This is a genomic window from Arthrobacter sp. 01T425 (assembly GCF_056398725.1).
Genome location: NZ_JBFTPY010000018.1, coordinates 1 through 19124, shown reverse-complemented (window position 1 = coordinate 19124; position 19124 = coordinate 1). Strand labels below are relative to the sequence as shown.

Sequence of the window (19124 nt, the reverse complement as noted above, 5' to 3'; positions counted from 1 at the left end):
TTATTTTTCTTCCAGTCCCAGTGCTACGGCGACGGTGACGACGTCGTTGGAGACCTTGACCGGCTGCACGTCGCTGCCGTCCTCGGTGCGCAGGGCCCACTGCGGGTCCTTGAGGCCGTGACCGGTCACCGTGATCACGATCGTCTTGCCTGCCGGCACTTCCCCGGCCGCGTGCTTTTTGATCAGCCCGGCGACGCCGGCAGCGGAGCCGGGCTCCACGAAAACGCCTTCCCGGGCGGAGAGCCACCGGTGCGCGGACAGGATTTCCTCGTCCGTGACGGCCTCGATCACGCCGCCGGATTCATCCCGGGCCGCCACGGCGGTGTCCCAGGAGGCCGGGTTGCCGATCCGGATGGCGGTGGCAATGGTGTCGGGCTCGGTGATGGGGTGGCCGGCCACGAAGGGCGCCGCCCCTGCGGCCTGGAAACCCCACATGACGGGTGTCTTGGTGGACACTGCGGGCAGCGACCCGGCGGTGGGCGACTCAAACGCCGCAGCGTATTCCTTGTAGCCCTTCCAGTACGCGCTGATGTTGCCGGCGTTGCCCACCGGGAGCACATGGAAGTCGGGGGCGTCGCCGAGCGAATCCACCACTTCGAAGGCGCCGGTCTTCTGGCCTTCGATCCGGGCCGGGTTGACGGAGTTGACCAGGAACACCGGGTAGGACTCGCCGAGCTTGCGGGCGATGTCGAGGCAGTCGTCGAAGTTGCCGTCCACCTGCAGCAGCGTGGCCCCGTGCGCGACTGCCTGGCTGAGCTTGCCCATGGAGATCTTGCCCTCCGGGACCAGCACCGCGCACTGCAGCCCGGCCGCCGTCGCGTAGGCCGCGGCGGAGGCGGAGGTGTTGCCGGTGGAGGCGCAGACCACGGCCTTGGCGCCGGCAGCCACCGCTGCCGTCATGGCCATGGTCATGCCGCGGTCCTTGAAGGAACCGGTCGGGTTCATGCCTTCGACCTTGAGGTAGACGGTGCTGCCGGTCAGCTCGGAGAGGTGGCGGGCGTGCACGAGCGGGGTGCCGCCCTCGCCCAGGCTGATGACCTTGGTCGCTTCCGTGACAGGAAGACGGTCGGCGTATTCGCGGATGACACCGCGCCATTGGTGAGCCACTTAGACTCCTTCTACCCGGAGTACGGATGTAACGGAATTGATGACGTCCAGGCGCCTGACGGCCTCGACGGTTGCTGCAAGTGCGGCTTCGCGTGCACGGTGTGTCACGATCCGCAGCTCGGCCGATTCCACGTTGGAGTCGGCGTCGCGGTGAATGGTCTGCCGCATGATTTCGATGGACACGCCGTGCTCCGCGAAGAGCTGCGCGATCCTGGCCAGGACACCGGGCTGGTCCGCGACGTCGAGTCCGATGTAGTAGCTGGTGACGGCCGCGTCGATGGGCAGCGATGGCACGTGCCCCGTGGTGGTTTCGGTCCGGCCGGGGCCGCCCAGGACAATGCGGCGGGCCGCGGAGACGAGGTCGCCCAGCACGGCGGACGCCGTCGGGGTGCCGCCGGCACCCTGGCCGTAGAACATGAGCTCGCCCGCGTTCTCGGCTTCGATGAAGACGGCGTTGAATGCACCGCGGACAGCGGCGAGGGGGTGCTCGCGGGGCAGGAGCGTGGGGTGGACACGGACCGAGACGCCGGTTTTGCCGTCCTCGTCAACCAGTTTCTCGGCAATGGCCAGCAGCTTGATGACAAAGCCGGCTTCCTTGGCGGCGGCGATGTCCGCCGCGGTGACCGACGTGATGCCCTCGCACGAGACGTCTTCCAGGGCGAACCGCGTGTGGAAGGACAGTGAGGCGAGGATCGCGGCCTTGGCGGCGGCGTCGTAGCCTTCGATGTCGGCCGTGGGGTCGGCTTCCGCGTAGCCCAGGCGCTGGGCCTCGGCCAGCGCGTCGGCGAACTGCGCGCCGGTGGAGTCCATCTGGTCGAGGATGAAGTTGGTGGTGCCGTTGACAATCCCGAGCACCCGGGTGATCCGGTCGCCGGACAGGCTGTCACGGATGGGCCGCAGGATGGGGATGGCGCCGGCCACGGCGGCCTCGTAGGACAGCTGCACGCCGGCCTTGTCCGCTTCCTCGTACAGTGTGGGGCCGTCCTGGGCCAGGAGCGCCTTGTTGCCGCTGACAACACAGGCACCGTGCCGCATGGCGGTCAGGATCAGGGTCCGGGCCGGCTCAATGCCGCCCATGAGTTCAATGACGACGTCGGCGTCCTTGACGAGGACTTCGGCGTCAGTGGTGAACAGCTCCTGCGGCAGCTCGACGTCGCGCTTGGCATCGAGGTTGCGCACCGCGATGCCCTGCAGTTCCAGCCGGGCGCCGGTGCGCGCGGCGAGGGCGTCGGCGTCGTCAATGAGAATCCGCGCAACCTGGGCCCCAACGTTGCCACAGCCCAGGAGGGCCACTTTCAGGGTTCGCAATTCAGACATTCAGACTCCCATGTCGCGGTTGAGCAAATCTTCTTCGGTTTCCCCGCGGACAATGAGCCGGGCAGATCCGTCGCTGACAGCGATAACGCCCGGCCGGGCCAGATAGTTGTAGTTGCTTGACAGGGCCCAGCAGTAGGCGCCGGTCCCCGGTACAGCAAGCAGATCACCGGCTGCCACGTCCTCGGGCAGATATACATCTCTAACAACTATGTCGCCGCTCTCGCAATGTTTGCCCACCACTCGGGACAGCTGCGGCGCCGCGTCGGAGCTCCGCGAGGCGAGAATCGCCGAATAATCCGCGTCGTACAGCACCGGCCGGGGGTTGTCGCTCATCCCGCCGTCCACCGACACATAGCGGCGCGGGTGCGTAACGTCCCCGGCTCCTTTAGGCCCGGCCGCGGCACCAGCCGCGGCCGGGGCATCCACCCGGACGGTCTTGAGCGTGCCGACCTCGTACAGCGTAAAGGTGGTGCTTCCGACGATCGCGCGGCCCGGTTCGATCGAAATCCGGGGGGCGGTTATGCCGAGGGCAGCGCATTTGGAACGGACGACGGCGGCCATCGCCTGCGCGATTTCGGCGGCCGGGCGCGGGGTGTCCACGGGGGTGTAGGCGATGCCGTAGCCGCCGCCGAGGTCAAGCTCGGGCAGCACGATGGAGTACTTCGACTGCATCGCTGCCAGGAAGTCCAGCAGCCTCTCGGCGGCGAGGGCGAAGCCGTCCGGTTCGAAGATCTGCGAGCCGATGTGGCAGTGCAGGCCCAGCAGTTCGATGCTGGCGTGCCCGGTGGCCGCGGCCACGGCTTCCTCTGCGGCGGACAGTCCGGCCTGGTCCGTGGAGTCCCCGGCCATGGACAGGCCGAATTTCTGGTCCTCGTGGGCCGTGGCGATGAATTCGTGGGTGTGGGCGTGCACTCCGGGGGTCAGCCGCAGCATCACCCTGGCGGTGTCGCCCCGGTTGGCGGCGATCGCCGCGACGCGTTCGAGCTCATCGAGGCTGTCCACCACGATCCGTCCCAGCTGCATGTCCAGCGCCCGGTGGATTTCGCCGTCGGACTTGTTGTTCCCGTGCAGGGCGACGTCGGCGCCGGGGATGCCGGCGCGGAAGGCCACGGCGAGTTCGCCACCGGACGCCGTGTCCAGACGCAGCCCCTCTTCCTCGACCCAGCGGACCACGGAGGTGCACAGGAAGGACTTGCCGGCGTAGTAGACGTCCACTCCCCCGCAAATATCGGCGAAGGCGTCGTTGAAGGCGTCGCTGAACGCCCGGGCCCGGGCCCGGAAATCGGTCTCGCTCAGCACGAACAGCGGCGTGCCGTACTGGCGCTGAAGCTCACTGACCGTCAGCCCCTCGATGGTGAGCTCGCCGTCGTCGTTGCGCGCAACACCGCCCGCCCACAGCGGTTCGTGGAGGGCATTGAGGTCGGCGGGGACCTCGAGCCAGTCCGGGGCGAGCGGGGACTGTCCTGAATTTGCGCTCATGGCGGTCACATCCGTTCCGGCGCCGAGACGCCCAGCAGTTCCAGTCCGTTGGCCAGCACCTGGCTGGTGGCGTCATTGAGCCACAGCCTGGTGCGGTTGGTGTCGGTGATGGGTTCCTCGCCCTGCGGCGCCACGCGGCAGGCGTCATACCAGCGGTGGTAGGCGCCGGCGATCACTTCGAGGTGGCGGGCCACGCGGTGCGGCTCGCGCAGCTCGGCGGCCTTGGCCACGATCGAGGGATAGCTGCCCAGGTGCGAGAGCAGCTCGTTTTCGGTGGGGTGCTCCAGCAGGGCGGCGTTGAAGCTGTCTATGCCGTCCACACGGCGCTCCACGCCGGCGGCCACGGCGTTGCGGGCGGCGCCGCGGGAGCGGGCGTGGGCGTACTGGACGTAGAACACCGGGTTTTCGTTGCTGTGCTTCTTCAGCAGCTCCGGGTCCAGCGTCAGCGGCGAATCGGCGGGGAACCGGGCCAGCGAGTAGCGGACGGCGTCCTTGCCGAGCCAGGAGATGAGGTCCTTGAGCTCGATGATGTTGCCGGCTCGCTTGGATAGCTTGGCGCCGTTGACGGAGACCAGCTGGCCGATCAGGACCTCGATGTTGATCTCGGGGTCGTCCCCGGCGGCTGCCGCGATGGCCTTGAGCCGGTTGATGTAGCCGTGGTGGTCGGCGCCGAGGAGGTAGATCTTCTCGGTGTAGCCGCGGTCCTTCTTGGACAGATAATAGGCGGCGTCGGCGGCGAAGTACGTGGGCTCACCGTTTGCGCGGACCATCACGCGGTCCTTGTCATCGCCGAAGTCGGTGGTGCGCAGCCAGACCGCGCCGCCGTCGTCGAACACGTGGCCCTGTTCGCGCAGGCGGGCGACGGCGTCCTCGATCGCGCCGGCGTCGTGGAGCTCCTGCTCGGAGAAGTAGACATCGAAGTCGACACCAAACTCGGCCAGCGTCTGCTTGATGTCATGCATCTGCGCCTTGTAGGCGGCGCCCCGGATCACCGGCAGGGCCGCCACTTCGGTGAGTTCGCGGATGTCCGGGTGTTCGGTGAGCACCTCGTGGCCGAGGTCCGCGATGTACTGGCCCGGGTAGCCGCCCTGGGGCACGTCCCGGCCGTGCAGCCTGGCGAACACGGAGTTCGCAAACACGTTCATCTGGGAACCGGCGTCGTTGATGTAGTACTCGGCAGTGACGTCGGCACCGGAGGCCCGGAGGACGCGGGCGATCGCGTCGCCGAGGGCGGCCCAGCGGGTGTGGCCGATGTGCAGCGGGCCGGTGGGGTTGGCCGAGACAAACTCCATGTTGACCACGTGCCCGGCGAGCGCGGTGTTGGTGCCGTAGGCCGCACCGGCCTCGACGATCGCCTTGGCGAGGGCCCCGGCGGCAGCGGCGTCCACCGTGATGTTCAGGAAGCCGGGGCCGGCAATGTCCACCGCGGACACGCCGTCGATCGTTTTGAGCCGGGCGCTCAGGACGGACGCGAACTCCCGCGGGTTGGTGCCCGCCGTTTTGGCCAGCTGGAGGGCGACGTTGGTGGCCCAGTCCCCGTGGTCCCTGTTCTTGGGGCGCTCCACGCGCACCTCATCCGGGATGTCGGCCGCGGAGAGGGCTATGTCACCGGCGGCAACGGCGTCCTTCAGGCAGGCGGATATGGCGAGGGAGAGTTCTTCTGGGGTCACAGTTCTAGCCTACCGGTGGGCCCGGAGTGCGGCGGAATCTGGCACCCGGCATGACGGCGGGGCCGGTTACGGGAATACCCAAGGTCTTCGATGCCTCGCACCAAGGGTGAACCGTTACCCTGAATTCAACGTCTGCAACCGTGTCAGTGCCTCCACATTGTTCGCTGTCCGATCCCCGCAAAGAATCGAGTCCCGCATGAATACCGCCTTCCGCAAAAGCGTCCTCGTCGGCATTGCCGGCCTCTCCGTGGCCGGAACTGCGGCTGGCTGCGCCCCTTCTGCGCAGGCCCCGGCCGCAGAGGCCGCGCCGCCCGCAGCTTCCGGGACCGCCGGTACCGGTTCCTACAAGGACGGCACGTACAGCGCCGACGGGAACTACACCTCCCCCAACGGCACTGAGACCGTGGGCGTGGAGCTGACGCTGGCCGGCGGTGCCGTGTCCGACGTGAAGATCACGCAGCACCCCTCGAATCCGAACACCCGAAAGTTCCAGGGCGAGTTCGCCGGCGGCATCCAGTCCCAGGTTGTTGGCAAGAAGCTCGACGAGATCAAGGTTTCCAAAGTGGCCGGATCCTCGCTGACCAGCGGCGGCTTCAACCAGGCCGTGGCGAAGATCAAGTCACAGGCCCAATAGCGCAACAAGGGACAGAGGAATCGTGGCGCATCCGGGCTGGGCGCACTTCAGCTTTGACGGGATCGGGACCCGCTGGGAGATTTCCACCCCGTCCCGGCTCTCCGGCGAGCTCCGCCGCGGCCTGCTCGCCACGGTGGCGGAGTACGACGCCGCGTGGTCCCGGTTCCGCCCCGATGCGCTCATTGCCGACGCAGCCCGGACGCCTGGCCGCATTGAGCTGCCCGCCGAAGGGGCCGCCCTGGGCGAGCTGTACGGCACCCTGTACCGGCTCACCGGGGGTGCGATGACCCCGCTCATCGGCGGGAGCCTGGAGCGCCTGGGCTACGACGCCACCTACACCCTGCGCCCGGGCGGTGCGCCGCTTCCCGCGCCCCGGTGGGAGGATGCGCTGGACTGGCAGGGCACCGCGCTGACCACCACGGTTCCGGTGGTGATCGACGTCGGCGCGGCCGGAAAGGGCCAGCTGGCCGATCTGCTCTCCGCCCAGCTCCGGGACGGCGGCTGCGCCGGGCATTTCATCGATGCCAGCGGGGACCTGCTCAATCCGGGGCCGGATCCGGTGGCGGTTGCCCTCGAGCACCCCTACGATCCCACCCGGGCAATCGGCACCGTCCAGCTGGGGGCCGGTGCCCTGTGCGCTTCCGCCGCCAACCGGCGCGCCTGGGGCGACGGGTTCCATCATGTCCTGGACGGCACCACGGGAGCTCCGGTGCGTACCGTTGTCGCCAGCTGGGCCATGGCCGGGACCGCGATGGTGGCCGATGCGCTGGCCACTGCGTTGTTCTTTGTCGACGGTCCGCGGCTGGAGCAGGAGTTCGATTGCGCCTGGCTCACGGTTTATGCGGACGGGCACGCGGAATATTCAGCCGACTTCGAAGGGGCCCTGTTCTCATGACTGCCATCACCACCACAGCCCTCGGTTCGAGGCTGGACACCGCCTTGGGCCGGCTCACGATGTACCGGCTGGTGCTGTGGGTCCTGGCCGTCCTGGCCGGCTACAGCCTGCTGCTCAATGTGCTGGGCTGGCTGACGTTCGGGCTGCCGGAAATGCTGGCCCACCTTGCCCTGTGCCTTGGCCTGACGTACGCCTCCAGCCAGGGGCTGGCCGCACTGTTCCATGTGCGGCCGCACACGGAATCCTCACTCATCACCGGCCTGCTGCTGTACTTTCTTTTCTGGCCGAGCGAGCTTTTCTGGCCCAGCCAGCCAACCCAGGGCCTCCAGCTGGCGGAGATCGCCGGCGTCGCCCTGGCCTGCGTACTGGCCTCGGCCTCGAAGTATGCGCTGGCCTGGCGCGGCCGGCACATCTTCAATCCGGCCGCGGCGGGCGCGTTCCTGGCCGGGCTGACCGGGCTCAACATTGCCACCTGGTGGGCCGCGACGCCGGCCATGCTCTGGCTGGTGCTGCCAGGGGTGCTGCTGGTGCTCTACCGGACCCGGAAGTTCGCCATGGCCGCCGTCTTCACCGTGGTTGCCGTGTCCATCGTGGCCGCCGATCTGCTCCAGGCCGGGATGAATCTCCCCGAGGCCCTGTGGCAGACGCTCGCGCAGCGGCCGGTGCTGTTCTTCGTCGGGTTCATGCTCACCGAGCCGCTCACCCTGCCCCCGCGGCGCTGGCAGCAGCTGGCCCTGGCCGCCGTCGTCGGGGCCCTGTTTGCCGTCCCCTACAACCTGGGGTTTGTGGCCAACTCCCCCGAGCTGGCGCTGCTCGCGGGCAACGCGCTTGCCTTCGCCGTCGGACAGCGGGGCGGGGTCCGGCTGGCGTTCGTCGCGAGCCGTCCACTGACGCCCACGACGACGGAATTCAGCTTCCGCCCGGAACGTCCGGTGCGCTTTGCTCCCGGACAGGCCCTGGAGCTCCACCTGCCCCCGGACACGGCCGGCGACGCTCGCGCCGCCAGGGGCGATGGGAAGGGTGACGGGAAGGGAATCCGGCGCGTGTTCAGCCTGACCAGCGCCCCCGGGGCATCACTGCTGACGATCGGGGTGGGGACGGCCGAACCGGTGTCCTCAGCCAAGCGATCGCTGCTGTCCCTGGCACCCGGCGCCGGGCTCACCGCCACCACGGTGAGCGGCGACTTCGTCCTGCCCCGGGACCCGGCCACCCCCGTGCTGCTCGTCGCGGCCGGAATCGGGATCACCCCGTATGTGGCCCAGCTGGCCGGGGCGTCGGCCGGAAACCCGGCCGGGGACCGCGACGTTGTCCTGCTGTACCTGGCCAAGAGTGCCGCCGAACTGGGCTACGCCGAGGAGCTCCAGCGCTCGGGGGCGCGCATCGTGGCCCGGCTGGCCGACGGTTCGGCGCCGCCGGCCAACATGGAGGACGCAGGCGCCGGAAGAATTGACGCGGCGGCCCTCAAGGACCTGGTGCCGGACATCGGCGGCCGGGAAGTCTTTATCTCCGGCTCGCCCGCCAGCGTGCGTTCGCTGCGGGCCGCGGCGCGTGGCGCGGGCGCCCGCCGGGTCCATGTGGATACGTTCACCGGCTGCTGACGCCGCTACTGAGCGGACCGGCCAATCCGCGGGACCGGCCAAGCTGAGGACCCCGCACATAGGCCGCGTTGGACCGAAACTTGACTCCACAAATGAGCGACCGTTTTCCACGGTTTTCCGTTGGAGGCCACCTTCCTGCTAAGCTCTAGGACGTCCCGCCGGTAACGGCAGGAACCCTGACTGCCCTCGTAGCTCAGGGGATAGAGCGTCTGCCTCCGGAGCAGAAGGTCGTTGGTTCGATTCCAATCGAGGGCACAAAATACCGGCATCGCCGGCAAACCCCGCTGTTTCATTGAAACGGCGGGGTTTTTTGTGCCCTGAATCCCGCCAAAAGACCGCGGAAATCCAGCGGCTTTGCCCCTGCCGATTGTCGGTGCTCCCTCGTAGGCTGTTTTCATCGGTGGCGGGCTACCCTGCCGGCTCCGAAGCATGAAGGGGGTCTCAAGTGTTCTTCTCAACCGTGTACTGTTCCATCGTTCCGCCCTATTTGCTCCGCAGGCTGGCCGCACAGCAAAAGCCGGAGCTCTCCAGGGCCGCCCACGGGGCAAAGCAGGCCCTGCAACACGTCCCGGGGTTCCAGGCCTCCCGCGCAGTGCCCGGGCCCGGCAGCCGCCCGGGCCTGCGGGAGCTCAAGCCGTCCCCGCCGGAACGGACGGTCTACGATGCCAAGTCCACCGAGAAGCTGCCCGGCAGCGTGGTCCGCAAAGAAGGCGAACCGCCCACCGGCGATCCCGCCGCCGACGAGGCCTATGACGGGCTGGGGCACACCCACCGCCTCTACGCCGAGGCCTTCGGACGCAATTCGATCGACGGCAAAGGCCTGCACCTTGATGCCACGGTCCACTACGGCCGCCTGTACGACAACGCTTTCTGGGACGGCCAGCAAATGGTCTTCGGCGACGGTGACGGCCAGGTCTTCGGGCGGTTCACGAAATCCCTGAGCGTCATTGGCCACGAGCTCACCCACGGCGTGACCCAGTACTCGGCCGGGCTGGTCTACCGCAACCAGGCCGGCGCCCTGAACGAATCGATGTCCGATGTCTTCGGTGCCCTCGTTGAGCAGTACGTGCGGAAGCAGTCGACGGCGGAGGCCAGCTGGCTGATCGGTGAAGGCCTCTTCACGGACCAGGTGCAGGGGGCCGCCTTGCGTTCCATGAAGGCTCCGGGAACGGCATACGACGACGACGTGCTCGGCAAGGACCCGCAGCCGGACTCGATGGACGGCTACGTGCGCACAAGCGCGGACAACGGCGGCGTGCACATCAACTCCGGCATCCCCAACCGCGCGTTCTGTCTGGTGGCCACCGCCCTCGGCGGCAATGCCTGGGACGCACCGGCACAGATCTGGTACGAGACCCTGACGGGCGGCAAGCTGTCCCCCACCGCCACGTTCGGTGCCTTCGCCAAGGCAACAGCCGCCTCTGCCAAGGAGCTTTTCGGCGAGGATTCCAAGGAACATGACGCCGTGCGCTCCGCGTGGGAAACTGTGAAGGTCAAGCTCCCGGGAGCCCGACGATAAGCCCAGGCCCCTGCAGATCCGAGTCCGATGAAGGTCCGAGTCCGATGAAGATAACTGTCCAGCGCAGTGGCGGCGTGGCCGGAATGAAAAGGACGTGGACCGTCCGGCCCGAGCCGCCCGAGGACACCGACCGGTGGCAGCCGCTGATTGAGGCCTGCCCCTGGGACGACGTCGCCGGGACCAGCGGGACATCCGGCCAGCCGGACCGGTTCATGTACAGCATCCGGGCCGATCAACGGCGGGCGGTCCTGCCCGAGCGTGAACTGACGGGCCCGTGGCGCGACCTCGTCGAATGCGCACGGGCCGCGGCCGAGGAATCGGCGCCGCCGGGCTTTGCCTAGACGCTCCTGCCGGGCCGGGGCCCGCTACGCCGTGGCCAGGTGCCCGCGGAACGTGCGCCGGTAGGACTGCGGGCTGGTGTCCAGCGCCTTCGTAAAGTGGTGCCGCAACAGGACCGAATGTCCGAAGCCGGATTCCCTCGCGATTTCGTCGATATTGAGCTCCGTGGTTTCCAGCAGCTCCTGGGCACGGAGCACCCGTTGGGAATTGAGCCAGGCCGCCGGGGTGGCCCCCGTTTCCGCACGGAAGCGCCGCGCAAATGTCCGCGGCGACATATGGACCCTGGCCGCCAGCTCGTTGACTGCGTGTTCCTCGTCCAGGTGCCGGACCATCCACTGCAGCAGCTGCTCCATGGGTTCCGAGCCGCACTGCGGAATGGGCCGGTCGATGTATTGGGCCTGGCCGCCGTCCCGGTGCGGAGGGACCACCATGTCCCGGGCGATGGCGGCGGCCACCTTGGCGCCGAACTCCACGCGGACCAGGTGCAGGCAGGCATCGATCCCCGCGGCCGTGCCGGCACTCGTGATGATCCGGCCGTCCTCGACGTAGAGGACATTTTCATCCACCAGCACGGCCGGGTATCGGCTGGCCAGTTCCTGGGAGTAATGCCAGTGCGTGGTGCATCGGCGGCCATCGAGCAGGCCTGCCCGGGCCAGGGCAAAGGCACCGGAACAAATGGACATCACCCAGGCGCCCCGGGCATGGGCCGCCCGCAGCGCCTCCAGGACGGATTCGGGAACGTCCTCGTCCCGGCCGTACGGCGCCATCACCACCAGGTCGGCGTCGGCAGTTGCTTCCAGCCCGAGACCGACGTGCATGGACAGGCCGGACTTGAGCGGGACGTCGCCCGGCTCGGGCGCGCAGACGCGGAAATCGAACGCGGGCACGCCGTTTCCGCGGTCCGAGCGGTCGATGCCGAAGACCTCGAAAGCCGTCGCGAACTCGAAGATCGAGAAGTTGGGAACCACGATCATTGCCACTGATTTGATCATGATTTCATCCTGACAGAACAGTGGCAGAAATTATAGCTTTTTGGGCATTTCTGCCACTTCTTTTAGTTCTTGGACCGGAGAACCATAGAGGTATGGAACTCCTCGGAATCGCCGTCATCGTCCTGATCATCGCCGGCCTCGCAGCCACCATCTCCGCCCTGCGGAAGGACGGCCTCGGTCACACCCCGCCCGTCCGCTCGGAAGAGTACTGGATGGCCCGGGACCTGCCGAGCGTCAACTACACCCTGCGGAACTTCTAAGTCCGCGCACGTTTTGCCCACACGCCCATCGGGCCCGGCCCATCAAGCCGGGCCCTCACTATGCGCCGGGCCTGAAGCAGCAACGGAACAGCCCGGCCGCAGCAGCCGGACCCGATAGAAGGACCGCACAGCCGCCGCCACCCCAGCGGACAGTCCACCCCAGTAGACTGTCTCCAGCCATGACATTGCATATTTCCTACCCCGCCGAGCTGCCGGTCTCCGAGCGCCGCGAAGATCTTATGGCCGCCATCGCGGCCAACCAGGTGACCATCATCGCCGGCGAGACCGGCTCGGGTAAGACCACCCAGATCCCCAAGATGTGCCTTGAGCTCGGCCTGGGCGAGAACGGGCTGATCGGCCACACCCAGCCCCGCCGTCTCGCGGCCCGCACCGTGGCCGAGCGCATCGCGGAGGAACTCGGCGTCGAAATCGGCCAGGAAGTCGGTTTCCAGGTCCGCTTCACCGGCGAGGTCAGCCGGTCCACCAAGGTCAAACTCATGACCGACGGCATCCTGCTGGCGGAGATCCAGCGCGACAGGCTGCTGCGCAAGTACAACGCCATCATCATTGACGAGGCGCACGAGCGCAGCCTCAACATCGACTTCATCCTCGGCTACCTCAAGCGCATCCTGCCGCAGCGCCCGGACCTGAAGATCATCATCACCTCGGCCACCATCGATCCGGAGCGCTTCGCCAAGCACTTCGGCAGCGACGAGGAGCCCTCCCCCATCATCGAGGTGTCGGGCCGGACCTTCCCGGTGGAAATCCGCTACCGGCCGCTTTCCCAGCCGGCCGGCGGCGCCGAAGATGGAGCCGGAGAAGGTGCCGCGGCGGACGACGAACTCGAGGAGGACCGCGACCCGCTCGATGCGGTGTGCGACGCCGTCGACGAGCTCGCCTTGGAAGCCCACGGCGACATCCTGATCTTCTTCTCCGGCGAGCGCGAAATCCGCGACGCGGCGGAGGCCCTCAACGCCCGCATCCAGTCCAACCGGCGCCTCGCGGGCACCGAGGTCCTTCCCCTCTTCGCCCGGTTGAGCCTGCAGGAGCAGCACAAGGTTTTCCACCCCGGCAGCAAGCGCCGGATCGTACTTGCCACCAACGTCGCCGAAACCTCGCTGACGGTCCCCGGCATCAAGTACGTGATCGACACCGGCACGGCCCGGATCTCGCGCTACTCGCACCGGACCAAGGTCCAGCGCCTGCCGATTGAGCGCGTCTCCCAGGCTTCGGCCAACCAGCGCTCGGGCCGCTGCGGCCGCGTTTCCGACGGTATCGCGATCCGGCTGTACTCCGAGGAGGACTTCGAGTCGCGGCCGCTGTTCACGGATCCGGAGATCCTGCGCACCAACCTCGCGGCCGTCATCCTGCAGATGACCGCCATGGGCGTGGCCCGCGGACCGAAGGACGTGGAGAACTTCCCGTTCGTCGAGCCGCCGGATTCGCGCGCCATCAACGACGGCGTCAGTCTCCTGCGCGAGCTCGGCGCCCTGACCGCCGCGCGGCAGGAGCCAACGGACGACGGCGGACAGCGCCGCGGTTCCGGCCGTCCCGGAAGCGGAATCACCGCCGTCGGGCAGCAGCTGGCCCAGCTGCCGGTGGACCCCAGGCTCGGCCGGATGATCGTGGAGTCCGGAAAGCGGGGCTGCGTCCGGGAGGTCATGATCCTGGCCGCAGCGCTGACCATCCAGGACCCGCGCGAGCGTCCAACAGACAAGCAGCAGCTCGCCGCGGAGAAGCACGCCCGCTTCCGGGACGAGAACTCGGATTTCACCGGTTACCTGAACCTGTGGAACTACCTGCAGGAGAAGCAGCAGGAACTGTCCTCCACGGCGTTCCGCCGGCTCTGCCGCAACGAATTCATCAACTACCTGCGGGTCAGGGAGTGGCAGGACCTGTTCGCCCAGCTCCGCCAGCTGGCCCGCCCGCTGGGCATCAGCCTGGACAACAAGCGCCTTGCCGATCCGGTGGGCAACCACGACGGCATCCACATCAGCCTGCTCTCGGGGCTGCTGAGCCACGTCGGCATCCTCGACGAGCGCAAGCGCGAGTACGCCGGCGCCCGCGGCACCCGCTTCGCGATTTTCCCGGGTTCGGCACTGTTCAAGAAGTCACCCACGTTCGTGATGGCCGCCGAGCTCGTGGAGACGAGCCGGCTCTGGGCCCGCGTCGCGGCGAAGTTCGATCCGCTCTGGGCCGAACAGGTGGCCCCCGACCTGGTCAAGCGCAGCTACAGCGAGCCGCACTGGTCCAAGAAGATGGGCGCGGTGATGGCCCACGAAAAGGTCACGCTGTACGGCGTGCCCATCATCCCAAGCCGGCGGATCAACTACGGCAAGGTGGATCCGGAGCTCTGCCGCGAGCTCTTCATCCGCCATGCCCTGGTTGAAGGCGACTGGCAGACCCACCACAAGTTCTTCCACCGCAACCGCGCGCTGCTGCACGAAGTCGAGGAACTCGAGGCCCGGATGCGGCGCCGCGACATCCTGGTGGACGACGAGACACTCTTCGAGTTCTACGACGCCCGGATCGGCGCGGAGGTCGTCTCGGAGCGGCACTTCGACAAGTGGTGGAAGGACGCACGGCAGCAGGATCCCACGCTGCTCGACTTCGACCAGTCCCTGCTGATCAGCGAGGACGCCGCGGCCCTGGACGATTCGGCCTATCCCAAGACCTTGTTGCACAAGGGCTTCGAGCTGCCGCTGAGCTACGAGTTCCACCCCGTGGCGCCCGGTTCGCCGCCAAATCCATCCGACGGCCTCACCGCCGAGGTGCCGGTGCTGTTCCTGAACCAGCTCGACGACGCCGCGTTCCGCTGGCTGATCCCCGGGCAGCGCGTGGAACTCGTCACGGCGCTCATCAAGTCGCTGCCCAAGCAGATCCGCAAGAACTTCGTTCCTGCCCCGGACGTGGCCCGCCAGGCCGTCGCGGCACTGGAAGCGGACTTCGATCCCGCCACGGACGAGCTCGAACCGTCGCTGGAACTGGTGCTGCGCCGGATCCGCGGACAGGTCATTCCGCCGGGCTCCTGGAACTGGGACGCCGTCCCGTCGCATTTGCGGGTCAGCTTCCGCGTGGTGGATTCCCGCGGCAAGTTGCTGGATGAGGGCAAGGACCTGAACGCGCTGCAGGAGCGGCTGGCCCCGGCCACCCGCCGGGCCATCGCGGAATCCCTCGGTGCCACCCCGGGCACCACGGCACCCCAGTCCAAGGGAAATGCCGCGGCGAAGGCGAAAGCCGGCGCGAACGGCAAGGATGGCGCGCGTTCATCACGGGCCGGCACGTCCCCGTCGGCCGCCCTGGCCGCTGCCGCAGCCGCGGCGCCGGGCGGGTTCACCGAAATGTCCGGGCTCAAGGACTGGACCTTTGGAACCGTCCAGCGCCAGGTCCAGGGAACCGTTGGCGGGCACACCGTCACCGGCTATCCGGCTCTGGTGGATGAGGGAACCTCCGTGGCGCTGCGGCTGTTCCAGACGCCGTCGGAACAGCAGGAAGCCATGCGCGGCGGGGTCATCCGGCTCCTGGCCCTGAAAGTGCCGCCGCCGGACCGCTATGTCCTGGAGCACCTGAACAACACCGAGAAACTGACGTTCAGCCAGAACCCGCATGGTTCCGTGGCCGCGCTGATCGCCGACTGCGCCCTGGCCGCCATCGACAAACTCACGCCGGCCCCGCTGCCGTGGGACGAGGGATCGTTCAAGGCGCTCTACGAGGGCGTCCGGGCGGAGCTGATCGACACCGTCTTCACTGTCACCGCCGTCGTCGAGCGCATCCTGGCCAGCACCCGGCGGATCGAAAAGCAGCTCAAGGGCACCACGAGCCTGGCCCTGATCAGCGCGCTCAACGACGTCAAGAGCCAGCTCGAGCAGCTGGTGTATCCGGGTTTCGTGGCACGCACGGGCTACGCCCAGCTCAGCCAGCTGCCCCGCTACCTCACGGCCATCGAAAAGCGCCTCGAGAAGCTGCCGGGCAACGTGCAGCGGGACGCCCAGCACATGGCCGCGGTCCAGGCCCTGGAGGACGACTACGACGACGCCGTGTCCGCGCTGCTGCCCGGGCGGCGGGCGGGCGCGGAGTTAACCCACGTGCGCTGGATGATCGAGGAACTGCGGGTGAGCCTCTTCGCCGTCGAACTCGGGACCGCCTATTCGGTGTCCGAAAAGCGTATCCGGGCCGCCCTTAACAAAGTGCTGGCGCCGGCGTAGACCCCTGAGGGTGCTGCGCCGGCGCCAGCACTGGCGGCCGGGCATGTCCGGGCGGGACCTAGGCGGCCGGGACGTGCTCCGCGTGGCCGGCCGTGCGGAGGCCTTCGCGGAGCTTCTCCGCGTTGGCGTCCAGCCTGGCCGGATCCGGGTGCTGGTCCACGGAGCCGAAATCAAAGTCCGCCATTGAGTTCGATGGCCACACGTGGACGTGCATGTGGTTGATTTCGTAGCCGGCCACGATCAGCCCGGCCCGGGCGGCGTCGAACACCTCCACCTGGACCGCGCCGATCTTGCGGGCAACCTCCATGACCCGGCCGAGGACCTCGGGCGGGGCATCCGTCCAGCGGTCCACTTCCTCGGTGGGCACCACGAGGGTGTGGCCGTCGGCCAGCGGGCCCATGGTCAGGAACGCCACGACGCCGTCCTCGCGCCAGACGAAGCGGCCCGGGATCTCGCCGTTGATGATTTTGGTGAAGAGAGTGCTCATGCGTCCGCCTTTTCTGCCGGGGACCCCAGGGTACTGACGTCCAGGACAAAACGGTACTTGACGTCGCCTGCCACCATGCGGTCGTAGGCTTCGTTGAGCTGGTCTGCGCCGACCACCTCAACGTCGGACACCACGCCGTGCTCGGCGCAGAAGTCCAGCATCTCCTGCGTCTCGGCGATGCCGCCGATCAGCGAACCCGCATAGGCGATCCTGCGCCGGATCAGCACCCCGGGGTTGACAGGCGGCATCGCTTCGGCGGGCAGGCCCAGCTGGAACAGCACACCGTCCAGGCCCAGCGTGCGGAAGTAGGGGTTGAGGTCGTGCGGTGCGGCGACAGTGTCGATAATGACGTCGATGCTGCGGTTCGCGGCTTCCATCGCGGCCGGGTCGGTGGAGAGGATGACGTCGTCGGCGCCCAGCTCGCGCGCTGCGGCGAACTTCTTCTCCGACGTCGTGAAGACCTTGACCTCGGCCCCCATGGCCTTGGCGATCTTGACGGCCATATGGCCGAGACCGCCCAGTCCGACGACGCCGACGACGTCTCCTTCCTCGACCTCGAAGTGGTTCAGGGGCGAATATGTGGTGATGCCGGCGCAGAGCAGGGGCGCCGCGGCGGCGGGGTCCAGTGCTTCCGGCACCCGCAGGACATAGTGGCGGTCCACCACGATCGACGTGGCATACCCGCCTTGAGTGATGGCGCCGTCGTTGCGGGCATCCTTCGCCCCGTAGGTTCCCACCGCGGCGTTTTCGCAGTACTGCTCGAGGCCGTCCCGGCAGCTGTCGCACTCGCGGCAGGAGTCCACGATGCAGCCCACGCCCACGCGCTCACCCACCGTGAAGTCGTCGACGGCGGAACCGAGCCGGGTGACCCGGCCGACAATCTCGTGGCCCGGGATCAACGGGTAGGTGTCGCCGCCCCATTCGCCCCGGGTGGCGTGCACGTCCGAGTGGCACAGTCCGCAGAATTCAACTGCGATCTCGACGTCGTCCGCCTTCGGCGCCCGTCGGGACACGGTCAAGGGAACGAGCCCGCTGTCCGGTGAGGTGGCACCATACGCAGCAGCGAGTGTGGGGCCGGCGTTCTGCGCGGCGCTGTCCGCGGTGGCGGATTTGGTGTCTGTGGTGTTCAAATCCGGCAACGGCTTGGCAAGGGGCGGGGGTACGGGACGTCCAGGTGTCATACGTTGACGCTACCCCCGGTCCCGGGATGTATTCCACTTTGGGGTGGCTCGCTGGCGAGGGCTCGTCGTTCAGGTCGGGCACGTTGCCCAACTGGTCGAGCGTCAACGAACCGGGGGCACCCTGGGGACGCCGTCCGAGCAACCGGCCGGAAGGCCGGACACTCAACTGCGTCCAAGACTTCCGCACCGACAGCCTCCATCATTCGCTAACGAATTGGCCGCCGCCGGGCAGTTGGCACCCGGGGCGGACCCCTGCGGCCATTATTGTCGGGGGTCCCTGAAACACTGGATTCATGGACGGCAATCAGGGGCCCGAAGTGGCTTCGGCAGGACACGGCGACGGTGGCCTGAGTCGCGCCGGGAGCGGCGCGGCCGCCGGGCCGGTGGGCTTAGGCTGTCCGCCCACGGACAGTGCCGGGATCATTGACCGGATCCGGGAACTGGAAGACTGGAAGTCCGCCGCGTCCGCGGAACAGGCCCGGCTCGCCGTGGCCTTCGACCTGCTCCAACGCCGCGAACAAGCCCGGCTCGGGGTCCCGGCCGAACGGCTCGGCGCCGGGGTCGGCGCGCAGATCGCCCTGGCCCGGCGCGAATCCCCCGCCAGGGGCGGCCGGCTCCTGGGCCTGGCCAAAGCCCTGATCACCGAGATGCCGCACACCCTCACCGCGCTCGAAACCGGGCAGCTGAACGAATGGCGCGCCACCCTGCTCGTGCGCGAAACCGCGTGCCTGACCCCGGCCGACCGGGCCGCCGTCGACGCCGAACTCGCCGCCGATGCCGGGACGTTCGCCGGGGCCGGTGACCGGTCCCTGGTCGCCGCTGCCCGGGCCGCCGCGTACCGGCGTGACCCCCGCTCCGTGACCGAACGCGCCGCGCACGCCGCCACCGAGCGGCACGTCAGCCTCCGCCCGGCCCCCGACACCATGTGCCACCTCACCGCCCTGCTGCCCGTGACCGCCGGCGTCGCCGTCTACAAGGCCCTCACCGGGCACGCCGACACCCTCCGCGCCGCCGGGGACCCGAGGGGCCGCGGGCAGCTGATGGCCGATGCCCTGGTCGAACGCACCACCGGCACCCCCGGCGGGATCACCGGCGTCGAAATCCAGCTCGTCATCACCGACCGCACCCTCTTCCAGGGCAACGCCGAACCCGCCGTCCTGCCCGGCTACGGCACCGTCCCCGCCGGCTGGGCCCGGGAACGCATCGGCGCCGGGACGAACGCCGAGGACCGGAACTTCAACCTCTGGCTCCGCCGGGTCTACACCCACCCCGGCGCCGGCGAGCTCATCGCCATGGACTCCCGCGCCCGGCTCTTCCCGCCCGGGCACCGCCGCTTCATCCAGGCCCGCGACGACACCTGCCGCACCCCGTACTGCGACGCGCCCATCCGCCACCTGGACCACATCATTCCCTGGCACACCGGCGGCCCGACCACCACGGG

At 68.4% G+C, this 19124-nt stretch carries 15 protein-coding genes and 1 tRNA gene; 9 read left to right on the top strand and 7 right to left on the bottom strand.

Annotated features, from left to right (window positions below; genetic code table 11):
• The 4 genes from thrC to argS are packed head-to-tail and all read right to left on the bottom strand — an operon-like array spanning window position 1 to window position 5573.
• A complete protein-coding gene (thrC, locus tag AC1DNG_RS17600) occupies window positions 1–1107 on the bottom strand; it encodes a threonine synthase (protein WP_476887878.1) in 1107 nt (368 codons plus the stop codon).
• Complete coding sequence (locus AC1DNG_RS17595) at window positions 1108–2424, bottom strand: homoserine dehydrogenase (RefSeq protein ID WP_028276076.1); 1317 nt, start codon at window positions 2422–2424, stop codon at window positions 1108–1110. It abuts the gene before it with no gap.
• A complete protein-coding gene (gene lysA, locus AC1DNG_RS17590) occupies window positions 2425–3903 on the bottom strand; it encodes a diaminopimelate decarboxylase (RefSeq protein ID WP_476887877.1) in 1479 nt (492 codons plus the stop codon). It abuts the gene before it with no gap.
• Between the two features lie 5 nt (window positions 3904–3908).
• Window positions 3909–5573, bottom strand: coding sequence for an arginine--tRNA ligase (gene argS, locus AC1DNG_RS17585; RefSeq protein ID WP_476887876.1), 1665 nt, complete (start codon window positions 5571–5573; stop codon window positions 3909–3911).
• A gap of 196 nt (window positions 5574–5769) precedes the next feature.
• On the opposite strand from argS, the gene AC1DNG_RS17580 reads away from it, so the two are divergent.
• The 6 genes from AC1DNG_RS17580 (at window position 5770) to AC1DNG_RS17555 (ending at window position 10560) form a co-directional block, all read left to right on the top strand.
• On the top strand, window positions 5770–6207 hold the full coding sequence (locus AC1DNG_RS17580; protein WP_476848838.1) for an FMN-binding protein: 438 nt from the start codon (window positions 5770–5772) through the stop codon (window positions 6205–6207).
• A gap of 22 nt (window positions 6208–6229) precedes the next feature.
• On the top strand, window positions 6230–7102 hold the full coding sequence (locus AC1DNG_RS17575) for an FAD:protein FMN transferase (protein WP_476848837.1): 873 nt from the start codon (window positions 6230–6232) through the stop codon (window positions 7100–7102).
• The gene (locus AC1DNG_RS17570; protein WP_476887875.1) at window positions 7099–8700 is read left to right on the top strand and encodes an FAD-dependent oxidoreductase; all 1602 of its coding nucleotides are present in this window, start codon (window positions 7099–7101) and stop codon (window positions 8698–8700) included. The genes AC1DNG_RS17575 and AC1DNG_RS17570 overlap by 4 nt, the downstream gene beginning before the upstream one ends.
• A 182-nt stretch (window positions 8701–8882) precedes the next feature.
• Window positions 8883–8955: transfer RNA gene (locus AC1DNG_RS17565), tRNA-Arg, on the top strand.
• 190 nt (window positions 8956–9145) lie between these two features.
• Complete coding sequence (locus tag AC1DNG_RS17560) at window positions 9146–10219, top strand: M4 family metallopeptidase (protein ID WP_476858842.1); 1074 nt, start codon at window positions 9146–9148, stop codon at window positions 10217–10219.
• A 44-nt stretch (window positions 10220–10263) separates the two neighbouring features.
• Window positions 10264–10560 (top strand): protealysin inhibitor emfourin, encoded by a 297-nt coding sequence (locus tag AC1DNG_RS17555; RefSeq protein WP_230007827.1) that lies wholly within the window; start codon window positions 10264–10266, stop codon window positions 10558–10560.
• Between the two features lie 24 nt (window positions 10561–10584).
• Here AC1DNG_RS17555 and AC1DNG_RS17550 read toward each other — a convergent pair whose 3' ends face one another.
• Window positions 10585–11550 (bottom strand): GlxA family transcriptional regulator, encoded by a 966-nt coding sequence (locus tag AC1DNG_RS17550; RefSeq protein WP_079554497.1) that lies wholly within the window; start codon window positions 11548–11550, stop codon window positions 10585–10587.
• A 92-nt stretch (window positions 11551–11642) separates the two neighbouring features.
• Between AC1DNG_RS17550 and AC1DNG_RS17545 the strand changes: the two genes are divergently transcribed.
• Both AC1DNG_RS17545 and hrpA read left to right on the top strand, forming a co-directional pair.
• Complete coding sequence (locus AC1DNG_RS17545; protein ID WP_230007826.1) at window positions 11643–11810, top strand: hypothetical protein; 168 nt, start codon at window positions 11643–11645, stop codon at window positions 11808–11810.
• 179 nt (window positions 11811–11989) lie between these two features.
• Complete coding sequence (gene hrpA, locus AC1DNG_RS17540; protein ID WP_476887874.1) at window positions 11990–16015, top strand: ATP-dependent RNA helicase HrpA; 4026 nt, start codon at window positions 11990–11992, stop codon at window positions 16013–16015.
• Between the two features lie 58 nt (window positions 16016–16073).
• On the opposite strand, the gene AC1DNG_RS17535 is transcribed toward hrpA, so the two are convergent.
• Together AC1DNG_RS17535 and AC1DNG_RS17530 are read right to left on the bottom strand one after the other, a co-directional pair.
• Entirely contained in the window at window positions 16074–16502 is a 429-nt protein-coding gene (locus tag AC1DNG_RS17535) for an HIT family protein (protein WP_476887873.1), read from the bottom strand.
• Window positions 16499–17683 carry an NAD(P)-dependent alcohol dehydrogenase gene (locus AC1DNG_RS17530; RefSeq protein ID WP_476887872.1) on the bottom strand — a complete coding sequence of 395 codons (1185 nt, stop codon included), beginning with the start codon at window positions 17681–17683 and terminating at the stop codon, window positions 16499–16501. The genes AC1DNG_RS17535 and AC1DNG_RS17530 overlap by 4 nt, the downstream gene beginning before the upstream one ends.
• Window positions 17684–17976: 293 nt before the next feature.
• Here AC1DNG_RS17530 and AC1DNG_RS17525 point away from each other — a divergent pair.
• On the top strand, window positions 17977–19124 hold a 1148-nt coding region (locus tag AC1DNG_RS17525; protein ID WP_476887871.1), incomplete at its 3' end, for an HNH endonuclease.